The organism is Janthinobacterium sp. GW823-FHT01H08 (assembly GCF_058797855.1).
Map to the genome: position 1 here is coordinate 4,702,734 of NZ_CM179504.1, position 15,390 is coordinate 4,718,123.

The following is a 15,390-nucleotide window of genomic DNA, read 5'->3' on the forward strand; positions in this document are numbered from 1 at the left end:
GTGTTGTTAAGAATGACCGGTTCACGCATAATTCCAGCTTCCGCAAGCCACTTCAAATTGCTCGGACCACTTTAAAACAACACCGGAAGACAGTGATGGCGACAGGCATGCAAACGCGGGGCAGGGTCGAGATGGTCATGCGCAGGCTGGAGACGGCCCTGCTGGACGGCAGCTTGCCGGCGGGCGCGCAATTGCCGGCCGAACGCCTGCTGGCGCTGCAATATGGGGTCTCGCGCAACACCGTGCGTGAAGCGGTGCAGCGGCTGGCGGCGCGCGGCCTCGTGCGCAGCCGGCGCGGGGCCGGCGTGTTCGTGACGGATCAATTGCGCACGGGCATGGCGTCACCGTGGAGCCAGCTGGTGGCCGACCACCCCGCCCTGCGCGACGACATCCTGGAATTTCGCCGCGTGCTGGAAGGGGCGACGGCCTATTTCGCGGCGCAGCGGGCCAACGGCGACGAGCGCGCGCAGATCATGGCGCTGCTGGCCGAACTGGAGCAGGCACGCGCCAGCGACGACAAGCACGGCGAGGCGCAGGCCGACGCGCGCCTGCATGAAGTCATCGCGCAGGCGTCGCACAACACCATGTTCTTGCACTTGCACACCAGCATCATCGGCATGCTGCGCGAACACATCACCATCAACGGCACGGGCTTGCGCCAGCAGGACGACGCGACCTCGCTGCAGCTGCTGTCGCAGCACCGCACGCTGTGCGAGGCCATCTGCGCCAGCCAGCCCGAGGAAGCGCGCACGGCCATGCAAAGCCACATCGATTTCGTGCGCACGCGCGTCACCAGCGATGACGACTGACGCCACTGGTAGGACCACAGTCCATGGCCACAGCGGCGGCGAAAGCTGCTAACATCGCGCGCCGCCATTGACTTCCTCCTGCCATGACCGTCCTCGTCCACACCCACCCGCTGGTGCTCCAGCTGGAAAACGACTTGCTGCCCCTGTTCCGCGCCGCCCTGCCCGCACTCGCGGCGGCGGCCCCACGGGCGCTCGCCTCCGTATTCGCCTTTTCCAGCGGCACGGCCAGCGCCTTCCACGATTATCATTTCGGCATTTCCTGCCTGCTCGAGGACGTGCCCGACGATGCCCCGGAAGAAGTCGCCCTGCTGGTCAGCGTCACGGGACTCGAATCGGGCGCCCGGCTCAGCGCACAGGTCGTCTGGGGCCAGCCTTCGGGCCGGGTGGAAACGCAGGCCGACCTGTCGGCGGGCGACCTGCCTGCCTTGCACGCGGCCCTGCCCGGCTTGCTGGCCAGCCTGCAGGAGGCAGCCAGCCGTGGCGGGCCGCGAATGTAACAAGCGCATGTGACAGGCACATGAAAAAGTGCCGGGAAACAACAACTTACGTTTTCCGTAGCGCAACTTTGTTGACTTCCACTAGTCCCAACCCCTATCCTTTCAGTTAAGTTTGGCGAGAATATCTGCCCGTTCATGCGAGCCTGCAGGCAGGGTCCGCCTTGCCTCCACAAAAGTCCATTCCGCATTTTTATTGCAACCATCAGGGCAACGTGCCTGGACGGCCGCTGCCAGCAAATACGGAGCTGACTGCCATGCCATCGCACCACTATTTTCCTGGAACATCCTTGCTCGGCTGCCTCTTCCTGCTGGCCGCCCTGCCCGTGCAGGCGCAAAACACGGACAGCCCTGCCGCCACCTTCAGCGCCAATGCCAGCCTCACTTCCCAGTACATTTCGCGCGGCTTTCGCCAGACCTGGGGCAAGCCGGCGCTGCAGGCGGGGGCCGACTACGCGCACCCGAGCGGCTGGTCGCTCGGCACCTGGGCTTCCACCGTCAGCGACCGCTACATTCAAGACGCCACGGTCGAATGGGATCTGTACGGCGGCTACAGCGGCACGGTGGGTGAACTGGGCTACAGCGTGCTCGCGTATTACTACAAGTATCCGGGCGCCGTCTACCGCGCCACAGGCGTCAAGTATGACTATGGCGAACTGTCGCTGGGCCTCAGCTACAAGATGCTGTACGCCAAGTACAACCATACGGTCACGCCGGACTTCTTCGGCATCACGCATGCGCGCGGCACGGGCTACCTGGACGTGGGTGCGAATGTCGACCTGGGCAATGCCTGGACCTTGAACCTGCACGCCGGCAATGGGCGGGTGGCGGGCACGGGCAATGCCATCTGGAACTGGCGTGACGCCAAGGTGGGCGTCACCCGGGCCTTCGACGGCGGCTGGAGCGCCAGCGCGGCCGTGACGCGCGCCTGGGGCGCCACCGACGCCTACGACCATTACACCTTGGGCATCCCGAATGCGGCCGGCCAGTTCGACACGTCGAACCCGGCCGCGGCCACGCTGGTCGTGGCCATCAGCAAGACGTTCTAGGCGCGCCACCCGCGACGCCCATGGCACCGATACCCCTCCCCATCAAGGAACAGCATCATGCAACTCTCACTGAACAGTAAAATCTGCGTCGCCGCCACCGCGCTCGCCGTCCTCAGCCTCGGCGTCACGGCGGCGGTGATCGGCTACAAGAGCAGCGCCAGCGCGGAAGCGGCCGCGCTGGACCTGGCGCGCACGTCGGCGCGCGAAGTGGCCGGCGCGCTGCAGGCGCGCATCGCCAGCAACCTGTCCAGCGTTTCCAGCCTGGCCGGCGCCATGCGCGGCACCAAGAGCGCCAGCCTGCCCCTGCAGCGCGAGCAGATCAATGAAATGACCAAGGCCACCCTGACCAGCTCGGAAGACTTGCTGGGCGCGGCCGTGACGTGGGAGCCGAACGCGCTCGACGGCAAGGATGCGGATTTCGCCAACCAGAAGCCGTACTACGACGCCAGCGGCCGCTTCATGCCCTACTGGACGCGGGGCGCCGGCGGCAAGCTGCAAGTCGAACCCATCGTCTTCGACCCGAAACCGGGCGCCAACGACTGGTATGACGTGCCCAAGCGCACGGGCAAGACTTACTTTACGGAACCGTACATCTACCCCGTCGACGGCAAGAATGTGCTGATGGCCTCGCTGGTGGCCCCCATCATGATCGACGGCGGCTTCAAGGGCGTGGCCAGCGCCGACTTCATGCTCACGCGCTTGGCGAAAATCCTGGCCGACCTGAAAGTGATCGAGGGCGGCAAGCTGGCCCTGATCTCGAACGGCGGCCTGTACGCGAGCCATCCCGTGCCCGAGCGGCTGGGCAAAAAGGCCGACGACGTGCCTGCTGCCGGCCTGGAAAAAGTGCGCCAGGGCCAGCCGTACGAATATGAAGACGGCCAGGGCTACATCCATTTGCTGCAGCCGCTGCAGATCCACCCCGATATCGCGCCCTGGAGCGTGGAACTGAACTTCCCGAAAAGCGTGGCCATCGCCTCGGCGCGCGACCTGATGATCTACACACTGATCGTCGCCCTGCTGTGCGCGGCGGCCACGGCCGGTATTTTGATCCTCGTCGTCAACCAGCTGACGCGCCCCCTGCGCACCCTGGGCCGCACCATGACGGACCTGTCGAGCGGCGACGCCGACCTGCGCGTCAAGCTGGAAGTCAAGGGGACCGACGAGCTGGCCGTCATCGGCAAGGGTTTCAACGCCTTCGTGGAAAAGATCCACGCCGTGCTGCTGCAAGTGCAAGCCAGCGCCGACAACGTGGCCCGCGCCAGCGCGGAAATTGCGCAAGGCAATAACGACCTGTCGGCCCGCACGGAGCAGCAAGCCAGTTCGCTCGAAGAAACGGCCGCTTCGGTGGAAGAACTGACGGGCACCGTCAAGGAAAACGCCGACCATGCGCGCCAGGCGAATCAGCTGGCCGCTTCCGCATCGAGCGTGGCACAGAAGAGCGGCGAAGTGGTCGGCAAGGTCATCGAAACGATGACCTCGATCAACGACTCGTCGAACAAGATCGTCGACATCATCAGCGTGATCGACGGCATCGCCTTCCAGACGAATATCCTGGCCCTGAATGCGGCCGTGGAAGCAGCGCGCGCGGGCGAACAGGGCCGCGGTTTCGCCGTCGTCGCCACGGAAGTGCGCAACCTGGCGCAACGCTCGGCGGCCGCGGCCAAGGAAATCAAGCTGCTGATCGACGATTCGGTGGGCAAGGTCGCGGCCGGCAGCAAGCTCGTCGATGAAGCGGGCGCCACCATGGAACAGGTGGTCGACAGCGTGCGCAAGGTGACCGCCATCATGGCCGACATCAGCGTCGCCACCAACGAACAAAGCGACGGCATCGCCCAGGTCAACCAGGCGCTGGCGCAGATGGATGGCGTGACGCAGCAGAACGCGGCCCTGGTCGAGGAAGCGGCGGCGGCCGCCGAAAGCCTGCAAGACCAGGCCAGCCATCTGGCCGAGGTGGTCAGCGTGTTCAAGCTGGGCGAGCAGGTGCGCCAGACGGCGCCGGCAGCAACACCGGCGGCAGCCGTGGCAACACCGCGCGCCGAGCCGCCAAAGACAGCATCACCGGCCAAGCGCCTGGCCGTTGCCAAGCCGCCAGCGGCACAGCACGCGCCGGCCAAGGCACCGGCAGGAGATGACTGGGAAGAGTTTTAAGCCTGCCTTGCCTGGTCATTGCACGCTATCCTTGATGTAAATCAAGTGGCAAATACATTCGGTGAGAATTGCCCCTGAGCCATCCTTTTATACTGTTGCCGCGTCTACGGCACGCATGTTTGCCGGAATAAAAGGATGGGCATGAAAAAAATCGTAGCAGTATTATTGACATCAAGTACCGCACTGCTGGCTGGCTGCGGCGGTGGCGGCGGCGGCAGCAGTGATGCAGGCAATGTCAATGCCGGCTCGACGCTGGCGCCCTACGTCGGCACCTGGCAAGCGCCATGCGACGAGCATGAACGCCAGACCATGGTCGTCGCAGCCAAAGCCGACGGCAGCGGCGCGATGGAACTGACCTCCACCACCGAAACCTATCTCAAGACCGGCTGCAGCGGTACCTTGCTGGGCACGGAAACCATGACCGCGAAAATCACGGCGACACCGGATGGCGTGGCTGACGTTCTCGTCAAACTGACGGAGAATGGGGCCGCGAGCAACGTGCGCATCGACAAACTGAACCTGTCCATCCCCGCCTATAGCTTCAACGTCACGGGGCCCGGCGTGCAATACGTGAAGAAAGATGGCAAACAGCAATGGTGCATCGAATATGAAGGCGGCTCCACTTGCCTGCTCGACGAAGGCACGCTCCCCGCGCAAACCATCAAAGGCGGCATCGTCTTGCGTGACAACACCCTCTACACCTTCTCGCACAACGGCAGCAGTTACGTGCCCGACATGCTGTATGTAAAAAAATAGGCTCAGTCATCGGCAAGTAGGGGAAATGACGGAATCTTCCCTTGGCGGTGCTGTCTGACTCTGCATATTCACCATGCGACTGGCTGCGGCCGTTTCACGGCGTGGCCACGCGCTACCTGCCGAACTACCTGGGCTGGCGCTGGATACCCGACGCCAGGCGCATCCGCTCACCGGCAACGTTATTGAAGGCGGCGCTGGGAGCATTCCCACACTTGACGGTGACATAGCCAAAAATAAACGCACGAGTAGCCGTGGGGCCGCCCGGCCCCGCAGCTTGGCGCGACGGCGCCATCTCGCCCACCGCCTCGTAGACTCGAGTCCGTTAGCGAGCGTATGTGTAGAATCGAACATACTTTGCGTAAATAGAAAGCTATTCTGTTGAAAAACAGGAGCTTGCCATGTCGTCCCACGCTTTCCCCCTGCCGTCCCACGCTGCACTGAGCGCCCTGCTGCAGCAGCAGGACAGCGCCTTTCTCCCCATCGAAGGCTTGCGGCGCCTGCGCGATGCGGGCTTGGACCAGCTGCCCCTGCCCGGCCACGGCGCCACCCTGCTGCGCTGGCAAATGCTGGCCGCCATCGCCGCCATCGACCTGTCCCTGCTCAAGCTGTATGAGGGCCATACCGATGCGCTGGCCATCCTGGCTGAAATCGACGGCCCCGGCGTGCCGGCCGGCAGCAGCTGGGGCGTATGGTGCGCGGAAATGCCGGGCGCGCGCGTGCAATTACAGCAGGCGGCCGATGGCCGCTATGTGCTCGATGGACGCAAGGCCTGGTGCTCCGGTGCGCATGGCCTCAGCCATGCCTTGGTCAGCTGCTGGAATGAGGACGGCCAGGCTTGCCTGGCCTCGATAGCCCTGTCGCAGCCGGGCGTGCACGTCACGGACCAGGGCTGGCAAGCCGTCGGCATGGCCGCCTGCGCCAGCGTCGAGGTGACCTTTTCCGCCGCGCGCGCCTTTCCCGTGGGCGCGCCGGGCGCATATCTGGCCCGTCCCGGCTTCTGGCATGGCGGCGCCGGCATCGCGGCCGCCTGGTACGGCGCCGCCTGCGCCATCGCCAGCCACCTGCACGCACGCGCGCAGCACGCCGCCCCCGATGCCGTGCGCCTGGCGCAGCTGGGCCAGATCGACTGTGCGCTGCGCGCCGCTGGCGCCCTGCTGCGCGAAGGCGCGGCGGAAATCGACGCCCATCCGCAGCGCGACGCCATGGGAATGGCCCTGCGCCTGCGACTGGCCGTGGAAGATGCCGCCACGCTGGCCCTGCTGCTGACCACGCGCGCGCTGGGCGCCGGGCCCCTGTGCCGCGACGCCCGTTTCGCGCGATTGGCGGCCGACCTGCCCGTGTTCCTGCGCCAGAGCCATGCCGAGCGCGATCAGGCCGTGCTCGGCGGTATCGTCGCCGGCGCCGAAGACCATCCGTGGGCGCTATGACATGCTGACCCTTGCCGATACGCATACGCGCCGCATCGAAGGTTGCGGCACGCCGGACCAGGTGTGGCAATCCTGGCCGGGGCTCAACGAGCTACCCGCAATCAGCGCCCACGCCCTGGTGCCGCCGGGGGCGCGTGCCGTCATCGTCGCGCCCCATCCCGACGATGAAGTCCTCGCCTGTGGCGGCTTGCTGCAACTGCTGGCGGCGCAGGGCAGCGAACTGCTGTTCGTCGCCGTCACCGACGGCGACGCCAGCCACCCGGGCTCGCCACTCTGGCCGCAGGAACGCCTGCGCCAGGTGCGTCCGCAGGAATCGGCGCTAGCGCTGCAGGCACTGGGACTGGCGCTGCCCGCGTGGCTGCGCCTGCACCTGCCCGATGGCGGCGTGGCCGGCAGGACGCCGCAGCTGAGCGCCACATTGGCAGCGCAGCTGCGGCCCGGCGACATCGTCTTCACCACCTGGCGCCTGGATGGCCACCCGGACCATGAAGCGTGCGGCTGGGCCTGCGCTTCGGCCTGCTCGGCCAGCGGCGCCACCCTGGTGGAAATGCCCGTCTGGGGCTGGCACTGGGCCGTGCCGGGCGACGCGCGCGTACCCTGGCACCGCGCGCGCCGGCTGCCATTGCCGGCCCCCCTCCTGCAGCGCAAACGCGCCGCCCTGCGTTGCTTCGCCAGCCAGATGCAGGATGACCCGTCGACGGGCAGCCCCGCCATCGTGGCAGGCGACGCCTTGCAGCGCCTGTTGCACGCGTGGGAGGTGTATTTTCTATGAGCGCCATTTCCACGCCCGACGACCAGCGCCGCAGCTATTTCGAACAACTGTATCGCCAGGATGCCGACCCGTGGCTGGTGCGCCAGCGCTGGTACGAGGAGCGCAAGCGCGCCCTGTTGCTGGCCAGCCTGCCGCAGCAACGCTACCGCCACGCATATGAACCGGGATGCGGCAATGGCGAGCTGACACTGGCGCTGGCACGGCGCTGCGAGCGCCTGCTGGCGGCCGACCTTTCGGCCGAAGCGCTGGGGCTCACGCAGCAGCGGCTGCTCGACGCCGGAGACGGCGGCAACGTCAGCCTCGCGCAGCACCGGCTGCCGCAGGACTGGCCGCGCATCGTGCCCGGCGCCGACAAGTTTGACTTGATCGTCCTCAGCGAGATCGCCTATTACCTGTCGCCGGAAGAGCTGGCGCGCGTGGTCGAACACTGCATCGCCAGCCTGGCGCCGGGCGGCAGCATCGCCCTGTGCCACTGGCGCGCGCCATTCGCGCAACGCATCATCTCGACCGTGCGCGTGCATGCGGCGTTCGAGGATGCGCCCGGCCTGCACCGCGTGCTGCGCCACGAAGAGACCGACTTCCTGCTGGGGATCTGGTCGAACGATGCGCGCTCGGTGGCGCAGCGCGAGGGCTTTGCATGATCGGCGTCGTGGTGCCCGTACATGACGAGGAAGCGTGCCTGGATGCCTGCCTGGAGGCATTGCGCCTTGCCGTCACCTGCCCCCGACTGTCCGGAGAAGCGGTGTGCATCGTCATCGTGCTCGACGCCTGCAGCGACCAGTCGCAACGCATCGTGCTGACGCACGCCATGCAGACGGACCTGCGCTGGCGCCTCGACTGTATCGCCGTCAATGTGCGTAACGTGGGCAGCGCGCGCGCCGCGGGCGCGCAGGAACTGCTGCAACGCGGTGCCCGCTGGCTGGCCTTCACGGATGCGGATACGCGCGTCTCGCCATCGTGGCTGAGTACACAGCTGGGCCTGAATGCCGATGCCGTCTGCGGCACGGTGGCCGTGGACGACTGGTCGCCGCACGGCGACAACGCCGGGGCGCTGCTTGCCCACTTCAGCCGCACCTATACCGATGCCGACGGCCACCGCCACATCCATGGCGCCAACTTCGGCGTGTGCGCCAGCGCCTACCTGCGCGCCGGCGGCTTCGCGCCACTGGCTTGCAGCGAAGACGTGGCCATGGTGGCCGCGCTGCAAGCGTGCGGCGCGCACATCGCCTGGAGCGCCGCGCCGCGCGTCACCACCAGCGCCCGCCGCCATGCCAGGGCACGGGGCGGCTTTGGCGATACCTTGCAGCAGGTGGTGGCGGAGATGGAAGCGTCACCACACCTGACTTAGAACCTGTCCCAGCGGATGCATACATCCCCTGGGACAGGCTCTTAGCGCATCGCCTCCTGCAAGCCCGGCGCAAACTCGGCGCCATGCTTGACCTGCGCGGTGGATGCCTTCAGGGTGGCCCCGATCGGCTCGGCGCGGCCCGCCAGGCATTGCCCCAGGAAGTTTTCCGTCACGGCATTGAAGGCGATGTTGTTGACGGGCCGGGCAAAGCCATGGCCCTCATCGGGGAACAGCACATAGGTGACGGGAATATTCTTCGCCGCCATGGCCGCCACGATCTGGTCCGATTCAGCCACGTTGACTCTCGGGTCGTTCGCTCCCTGGCCGATCAGCAGCGGGCGCTGGATATTCTGCGCAAAGTTCAGCGGCGAGCGTTCCTTGAGCAGCGCCCTGCCCTCTTCCGTAGTCGGGTCGCCCATGCGCTTGTAGAACTGCTGCTTGCCCGCTTCCCAGTACGGCGGGATGGTTTGCAGCAAGGTAAACAGGTTCGACGGGCCGACGATGTCGACGCCGCAGGCAAACGTCGTCGGCGTGAACGCCATGCCGGCCAGGGTGGCGTAGCCGCCGTAGGAGCCGCCCATGATGGCGACCTTGTCGGCGCTCGTCACGCCGCTTTTCACCGCCCATTGCACCGCATCGAGCAAGTCGTCATGCATCTTGCGGCCCCACTGCAAGTCGCCGGCCGAAATGAACTGCTTGCCGAAGCCCGTCGAGCCCCGGAAGTTCACCGACAGCACGGCATAGCCGCGGTTGGCCAGCCACTGGTGGTAACCGTTGTAGCCATAGGTGTCGCGCGCCCACGGGCCGCCGTGCACCAGCAGCACCATCGGCACCGCCTGCGTGGCCTTGCCGCCGGCGCCCGCCTTCGACGCCTGCGGCAGGGTCAGGTAAGACACGAGGTTCAGGCCGTCGCGCGCCTTGATTTGCTGCGGATACATGGGCACCAGCGGCGCGCCTTCCAGTTCCGGACGCGTCACGTACAGCCGCGTGAGCTTTTTGGTCTTGCGCTCGTACAGCCAGCTCGATGGGGGCGCCGTGACGGCATCGACACTCACCAGCCATTTATCGTCGGCATCCGTGCGCGAGGTCACCGTGAACTGGCCCTGGGTATTTTTCTTCAGGAACTCCAGGTCGGCTTTCAGATCGTCCGCCAACGGCAGATATTCCTGCTGCAGGTAATTGACCGTATAGGCCTGCACCCGGCCCGTGCGCGTGTCGTACAGCGCATCGGCGATGTCGGCGCGCGGATCTTGCGCCATGACCGTGGTCTTGCCGCTGGCCACGTCCTGCGCCAGCAGCGCCGAGGTATTGCGGCCGCGCGAATCGGTCCAGTACAAGGTCTTGCCGTCCACCGTAAACGCCAGCGGCGCCGTCGTCTGCGAGTCTTCCAGGCCCACTTCGGTCAGCGGCGTGCTCTCGACCTTGCCGTCCGTCAGGCGGAAATACTGCATGCCGCCATCGGCGCGCGCCTTGCTGGCGATACGCAGATTGAGCAATTCATCGGCCAGGTAGCCGCCATAGCCATCGTTCTGCTGCACCAGGGTCAGCTTGCCGCTGGCCAGGTCCAGGCTGTACACGTCGTGCCAGCGCGCATCGCGGTTATTGATGCCGACGAGGATGCGGTCCTTGACCTTGCTGCTGATCTGGACGATGCGCACGCGCGTCTTCTCGAACGGCGTGTAATTGACCTGCTTGCCGGTCGCCACGTTCACGCCGTACAGCAGGAAATTCTCGTCGCCGCCCTTGTCCTGGATGAACAGCAGGGTTGTCGAATCGGGCGACCAGAAGCTGCCGCGGATGGGACGCACCTTTTCTTCCGTCAGCGGCCGCGCCTGCGCCAGATCGCCGGCCGGCGCCACCCACACATTGAGCACGCCATCGCGCGGCGCGATCCACGACAGCCACCGTCCATCGGGGCTGAGCTTGCCACCGGACTTGCTGGGATTGCCGAACAGCTTGGTGCGCTCGATCAGCGGCGTTTCCTTGACAGGGGCTTGGGCATGCGCCGGCAGGGCGCTGGCGAACAACAGGGCAGGCAGGACATAGCGAATCATGGACACCTCATGGTTGTGGGATGAAGGAAAACATAATCATGGTGCATGTGCCAGCAAATCATAGGTCAAAGCCGTGCTGCCAGGTTGATGACAGAAACAGGGGACGAAAATCGGGGCACAGGATGGTGGAAACGAGGGATGAACTGCATAGCAGATGATGCATGTCCGCATGGCGACGGCGGACAGTTCGGATGTGGCTTACGTTCAACCGTGCAGCACCGGGGCAGCGGTCGCACCGTGCTGCGGCAGTTCCACGCGAACTTTTAAAGCGATAACGAGAGCGGCGAACAGCATCACAACGCCAGCAATCATGAAAACGCCTGTCACTCCACTAAAGCCGAACATAATGCCACCCAATGCAGCGCCGGCAGCTATTGACGATTGCACCGCAGCGACGACCATGCCGCCTGCTGTCTCCGCTTGATCCGGGACAGCACGGGCTACCCAGTTGGACCAGGCGACAGGTACGCCGCCGAACGCCAGGCCCCACAGAGCGACCAAAAACATCAGGCCTGTTCCCTGGACTGGCAGCAGGATCATGCCGAATGCCGCCAAGCCCACCAGCGCAGGCATGAGCACTAAAGTGGCACGCAGGCTACGCTCCATTAGCCAGCCGGCCAGCAGCGTGCCAACGAAGTTGGCGACACCAAAACCCAGGAGCATCAGAGACAAACCGTTTACATCTATATGGACAACGCTTTCAAGAGCGGGGCGAATATAGGTGAACAATGCATATTGCCCGGTATGGGCCAGTACGCAGCCCAACATCCCGATTCCAATCCCCGGGCGACGGAGCAATCGCAGTACCGATGTGGTGCGCATCATCGTGCGCGGCGCCATACGGGGCAGCGTGAACAATTGAAACAAAAGTGTCAGCCCTCCGACAGCCGCGGCTGCTATAAATGCACTGCGCCAGCCATATATGCCCCCTAAGTAGCTGCCCAACGGTACGGAAACGACCGTCCCGATGGCGATGCCGCTGAATATGATGGATAGCGCTCGCGGCACCAGCTTTGCCGGCACCAGTCGCATGGCCACGGCTGCCGCCATGCTCCAGAAGCCTCCTAACGCGACGCCCAGAAGAATGCGCATCACCAATAATACTGTCAAGCTTGAGGACAACGCCACCAGCAAGTTGGAGGCGATCATCAGCACCGTGAAAGCCAACAAGACGACACGCCGGTCAAAATTACGCGTTAGAACTGGCACCGACAGCCCGGCGAACATGGCCACTACGGCCGTCACCGTCACTGCCTGACCAGCTAGTGCCTCCGATACGCCAAGATCGAAGGCCATCGGGGTCAGCAGACTGGCTGGCAGGTACTCCGCCGTCAGTAAACCGAAAACCCCCATGGCCAGTGAAAACACTGCCATCCATGCCGCTGTCGCTGGCTCTGGAACAGACACATCGTTCGCGTTGGGCGTTTGCTCGGTAGCAAAAACATCGTTGTTCATCTCTAAAATCCCTAAAACAATCGGAGTCGAAAGTCTAGAGGTAAAATGCAGGATGATCTATGATGGCAAGTCCGGATGTTTTGATCGAAACACCTAAAATGAGCAAGCAAAATCAAATTTTTCCATTATCTAATCTCGTCAATGAACTATTGACAGGCATGCGCCTGCGTGGAGTCCAGTACCGGCGTATTCAGACCGGTCCAGCTTTCGGCATAGGCTTTGAAGACAGGCCAGGCCACGCCTACTTCCACTTCCTCGCTGTTGGCACTGCCTTCCTGTGTACCGATGATGGTGAGTTGCATAAGCTGTCCGCCGGTAGCGCGGTGTTCATGCCTCACGGCAGGAGACATCAGCTTCTATCGGATGCGGGTATTGCATTTCAGGACATCGAAAAGTTCGATGTCGCGCCCCTGGGTGAATCCGTTAGCGGAGTAGACACATGTCCCAGTACGCACCCCGTGCCCAGTGCCGTTATTTTTTACGGCTGCATGGAATTCGATCTCGGCGGGATGCAAGGGATCGGCAAGCTGATGCCAACTGTCATGGTGGCCGACACGCAAGCGCAAGGCTATCCCGGGTTGCTGCCTGTTCTTGATTCAATGAAGCGTGAAATCTGTGCCGGCCGTATTGGCTTTGCAGGCATTCTGGCTCGCCTGGCGGAGGTCGCGGCAGCAATGATCGTGCGCGGCTGGATTGAATGCGGTTGTGAAAACGCTTCCGGTCTCCTCGCCGCCTTGCGTGATCCGCGCCTTGCTCGCGCCATATTGGCGCTGCACCGCCAGCCTGGTCGTGAATGGACAGTTGCGCAGTTGGCTGCGGAGTGCCATATCTCTCGCTCTGTTTTCGCCCAACGCTTTGAAACCACCATCGGAGTGCCGCCCTTGCGCTATGCCACGGAATTGAGAATGCGCCTTGCGAGACAATTGCTCACTCACGAAAGCGTGTCCATCGACGTCGTCGCCCGACGCCTTGGCTATACATCGCAAGCCGCGTTCAGTCGTGCTTTTAAGCGCGTCATCGGCACGCCGCCGGGTGCCTGTCGGCAAATGCTTTGAGGAGAATAGCGGAGGGAAGCGCTGATCAATCCATTTTTCAGCGACATAACCGCACGGTGCGTTACGACTGGTTGGCCCATTATTTGTTTGAAACGCTCGAGGATATCCAGGATTTGGCAACCCGCTGGCTGTGGACTGGCAATCACGACCGGCCGAACACGGCACTTGACGCCATCACGCCAAAACAGAAGCTTGCGATGGCCGCTCAAGCTCTACTTTTAACGCGCTCAAAAAAATAGGGGGATTACCATCCATGCCTGCGAAGGGAAATGGCCGAATAGACGGCACACCTCTTCAGGAATGAGGTCGTCGCCAAATAATCGTAGCGACGCTTCACATCTGTTGATGAGGCCCATCTGTCTCCCTGTTCACGACTGACCGCTTGTGGCCGGAGGCTGCTTAAAAGGCATCACCTAAGCATAGCGGACGCGCAGCGTCTCACTTTACAAGCGCTCGTCGTTAGAACCATGGATCGAAGTACTCGGGAGCAGAAGCCTTGCCTCCCTCATTGGCGCACCAAACCGTAACACGGCGCCTGACGTTGACAGCACCAACACCAAGCCGCCCTTGATTGTTATTTGATCAAATGGATTGGATTGATCCGAAACAAACGTCCAAACAGGTTCATGATTTTGCAGCGATTCCAAAACGACTACGCCGATTGAGCCGTGTTCCGCAGCCTCTCCGCACTTAACCATGTACTGTCCACCATACAACTCTTCTTGCGCCAGAATCGCGACATTGAGCCAACCGCCAAGTTCCCGTTTTTCACGTACCCTGGCCATTCTGGTTGCGTGCACGTCGTAGAGATCACCATTGCTGCACAGAAGGCCATTGCAGCTTCGCACCTCCTGGCTCTTCCACTTTGTTGCCATCACCGTCATTGATTCCATACTTAGAAATGGGCAACTGCATGCCCTGAATTAAACAAGCTCTATTCTATCGGGCGGCTGCTCTTGCAGTCGTTAGCGTCGCTGAAAGCAGGCCGGGGGAAATTCGACGCAGAATCGACTTGCGTTCAGAATCGTTGAAGACGATTGTGTTCTTGCCCGTAAAGGCAGGCAAGCAGCAGCGCATGCCTGTTCAACGGACATCGGCATGCTGCAACGAAAATCATACGTCATATAAACGGAAAAACCCAGCACCGATATTATACAAACGTATAATAAACAGTACTGGGTTTCTATACAGCTTGCGCTGTAACTCCTTGAATCTAATGGTCGGGGCGAGAAGATTCGAACTTCCGACCCCATGCACCCCATGCATGTACGCTACCAGGCTGCGCTACGCCCCGACGAGGTGGGAATTATAGCAGACGCTTTTAGGTTTTTGCCATGCTTTTGCGCGCGATTCATGTCGATCTGCGCAAACTTTTTTGCATGTCCCGCTCAAGCGCCCTATTCGCTCAGCAGCAGCGCCGTCAGGACGATGCGAAAGCCCGCGATCAGCGGTTCGACCTTCACGTCCGGATGGTGAATGAAGCGCACGGGCAAGCCCTGATACAGCGCCACCAGGGCATCGAGGCGCCCCTGCAACATCTCCTCGTCGGCCGGCAAGCCGCGCTTGATGCGCGCATCCCGGATGATGGAGAGAAATAACTGGCGCGAACGCCGGTCCGAGCATTGCAGCATTTCCGCGATCGCCGGATTGCGCGACGCTTCGGCAAAGATTTCCAGCGGCATCATCCACGTGGTCGGGTCCAGCGCTTCGAGCACATGCTCGCCCGCATTGTCGATCACGGCCTGCAGCGGGTCTTCGCGCTGCGCCAGGTCCTGCATCAAATTGGAGACGCGCTCCGTATTCTGCATGACGAAGGCGGCGATGATCGCATCCTTGCTGTCAAAATAATTATAGATGTGGCCCGCGCTCATGCCGGCCGCCTTCGATATCTCGGCCATGCTGGCGCCGTGGAAACCGCGGCGGCTGAAGCAGCTTTCGGCCGCATCGAGCACCTGCTTGCGCCGCGTGTTGGCGCGCTCGGGATCCGGATGCTTCTTTTCAACTTGGTTCATGACTTTTCCAG

14 protein-coding genes, 1 tRNA gene and 2 pseudogenes are annotated in these 15,390 nt (G+C 63.1%); 12 read left to right on the forward strand and 5 right to left on the reverse strand.

Going from position 1 to position 15,390, the window contains the following annotated elements:
• The first annotated feature begins 95 nt into the window (after positions 1-95).
• The 10 genes and pseudogenes from AC3RCG_RS21155 to AC3RCG_RS21200 all read left to right on the forward strand — a co-directional run bounded on the left by AC3RCG_RS21155 (position 96) and on the right by AC3RCG_RS21200 (position 8,803).
• A complete protein-coding gene (locus AC3RCG_RS21155) occupies positions 96-809 on the forward strand; it encodes a FadR/GntR family transcriptional regulator (protein WP_070219177.1) in 714 nt (237 codons plus the stop codon).
• Between the two features lie 83 nt (positions 810-892).
• Entirely contained in the window at positions 893-1,306 is a 414-nt protein-coding gene (locus AC3RCG_RS21160) for a hypothetical protein (RefSeq protein WP_230505794.1), read from the forward strand.
• A gap of 287 nt (positions 1,307-1,593) precedes the next feature.
• Positions 1,594-2,352 (forward strand): TorF family putative porin, encoded by a 759-nt coding sequence (locus AC3RCG_RS21165; protein ID WP_230505793.1) that lies wholly within the window; start codon positions 1,594-1,596, stop codon positions 2,350-2,352.
• A gap of 57 nt (positions 2,353-2,409) precedes the next feature.
• Positions 2,410-4,500, forward strand: a complete 2,091-nt coding sequence (locus tag AC3RCG_RS21170; protein WP_492404700.1) for a methyl-accepting chemotaxis protein — start codon at positions 2,410-2,412, stop codon at positions 4,498-4,500.
• Between the two features lie 141 nt (positions 4,501-4,641).
• On the forward strand, positions 4,642-5,256 hold the full coding sequence (locus AC3RCG_RS21175; protein WP_121670141.1) for a hypothetical protein: 615 nt from the start codon (positions 4,642-4,644) through the stop codon (positions 5,254-5,256).
• Between the two features lie 80 nt (positions 5,257-5,336).
• Positions 5,337-5,483: pseudogene (locus tag AC3RCG_RS21180) on the forward strand (IS1595 family transposase); the annotation flags it as partial.
• A gap of 171 nt (positions 5,484-5,654) precedes the next feature.
• On the forward strand, positions 5,655-6,683 hold the full coding sequence (locus AC3RCG_RS21185) for an acyl-CoA dehydrogenase family protein (protein ID WP_070310289.1): 1,029 nt from the start codon (positions 5,655-5,657) through the stop codon (positions 6,681-6,683).
• Between the two features lies 1 nt (position 6,684).
• Positions 6,685-7,455, forward strand: coding sequence for a PIG-L deacetylase family protein (locus AC3RCG_RS21190; protein WP_121670142.1), 771 nt, complete (start codon positions 6,685-6,687; stop codon positions 7,453-7,455).
• On the forward strand, positions 7,452-8,096 hold the full coding sequence (locus AC3RCG_RS21195) for a class I SAM-dependent DNA methyltransferase (protein WP_121670143.1): 645 nt from the start codon (positions 7,452-7,454) through the stop codon (positions 8,094-8,096). The genes AC3RCG_RS21190 and AC3RCG_RS21195 overlap by 4 nt, the downstream gene beginning before the upstream one ends.
• Complete coding sequence (locus tag AC3RCG_RS21200; protein ID WP_070219169.1) at positions 8,093-8,803, forward strand: glycosyltransferase family 2 protein; 711 nt, start codon at positions 8,093-8,095, stop codon at positions 8,801-8,803. Before AC3RCG_RS21195 ends, AC3RCG_RS21200 begins: the two co-directional genes overlap by 4 nt.
• A gap of 41 nt (positions 8,804-8,844) precedes the next feature.
• On the opposite strand, the gene AC3RCG_RS21205 is transcribed toward AC3RCG_RS21200, so the two are convergent.
• Together AC3RCG_RS21205 and AC3RCG_RS21210 are read right to left on the reverse strand one after the other, a co-directional pair.
• Positions 8,845-10,857 (reverse strand): S9 family peptidase, encoded by a 2,013-nt coding sequence (locus AC3RCG_RS21205; RefSeq protein WP_492404704.1) that lies wholly within the window; start codon positions 10,855-10,857, stop codon positions 8,845-8,847.
• Between the two features lie 204 nt (positions 10,858-11,061).
• Positions 11,062-12,312: an MFS transporter gene (locus AC3RCG_RS21210; RefSeq protein ID WP_492404706.1), complete on the reverse strand. Its 1,251-nt coding sequence runs from the start codon at positions 12,310-12,312 to the stop codon at positions 11,062-11,064.
• Positions 12,313-12,371: 59 nt separating this feature from the next.
• Here AC3RCG_RS21210 and AC3RCG_RS21215 point away from each other — a divergent pair, with 59 nt between their 5' ends.
• Entirely contained in the window at positions 12,372-13,367 is a 996-nt protein-coding gene (locus tag AC3RCG_RS21215; RefSeq protein WP_121670146.1) for an AraC family transcriptional regulator, read from the forward strand.
• Positions 13,361-13,606 (forward strand): annotated as a pseudogene (locus AC3RCG_RS21220) (integrase core domain-containing protein); the annotation flags it as partial. The gene AC3RCG_RS21215 and the pseudogene AC3RCG_RS21220, both read left to right, overlap by 7 nt.
• 204 nt (positions 13,607-13,810) lie before the next feature.
• Here AC3RCG_RS21220 and AC3RCG_RS21225 read toward each other — a convergent pair.
• The 3 genes from AC3RCG_RS21225 to AC3RCG_RS21235 all read right to left on the reverse strand — a co-directional run bounded on the left by AC3RCG_RS21225 (position 13,811) and on the right by AC3RCG_RS21235 (position 15,379).
• Positions 13,811-14,251, reverse strand: coding sequence for a hypothetical protein (locus AC3RCG_RS21225; protein WP_492404708.1), 441 nt, complete (start codon positions 14,249-14,251; stop codon positions 13,811-13,813).
• A gap of 333 nt (positions 14,252-14,584) precedes the next feature.
• Positions 14,585-14,661 (reverse strand) — tRNA-Pro (locus AC3RCG_RS21230).
• A gap of 103 nt (positions 14,662-14,764) precedes the next feature.
• Positions 14,765-15,379: a TetR/AcrR family transcriptional regulator gene (locus AC3RCG_RS21235; protein WP_070219162.1), complete on the reverse strand. Its 615-nt coding sequence runs from the start codon at positions 15,377-15,379 to the stop codon at positions 14,765-14,767.
• Positions 15,380-15,390 lie beyond the last annotated feature (11 nt).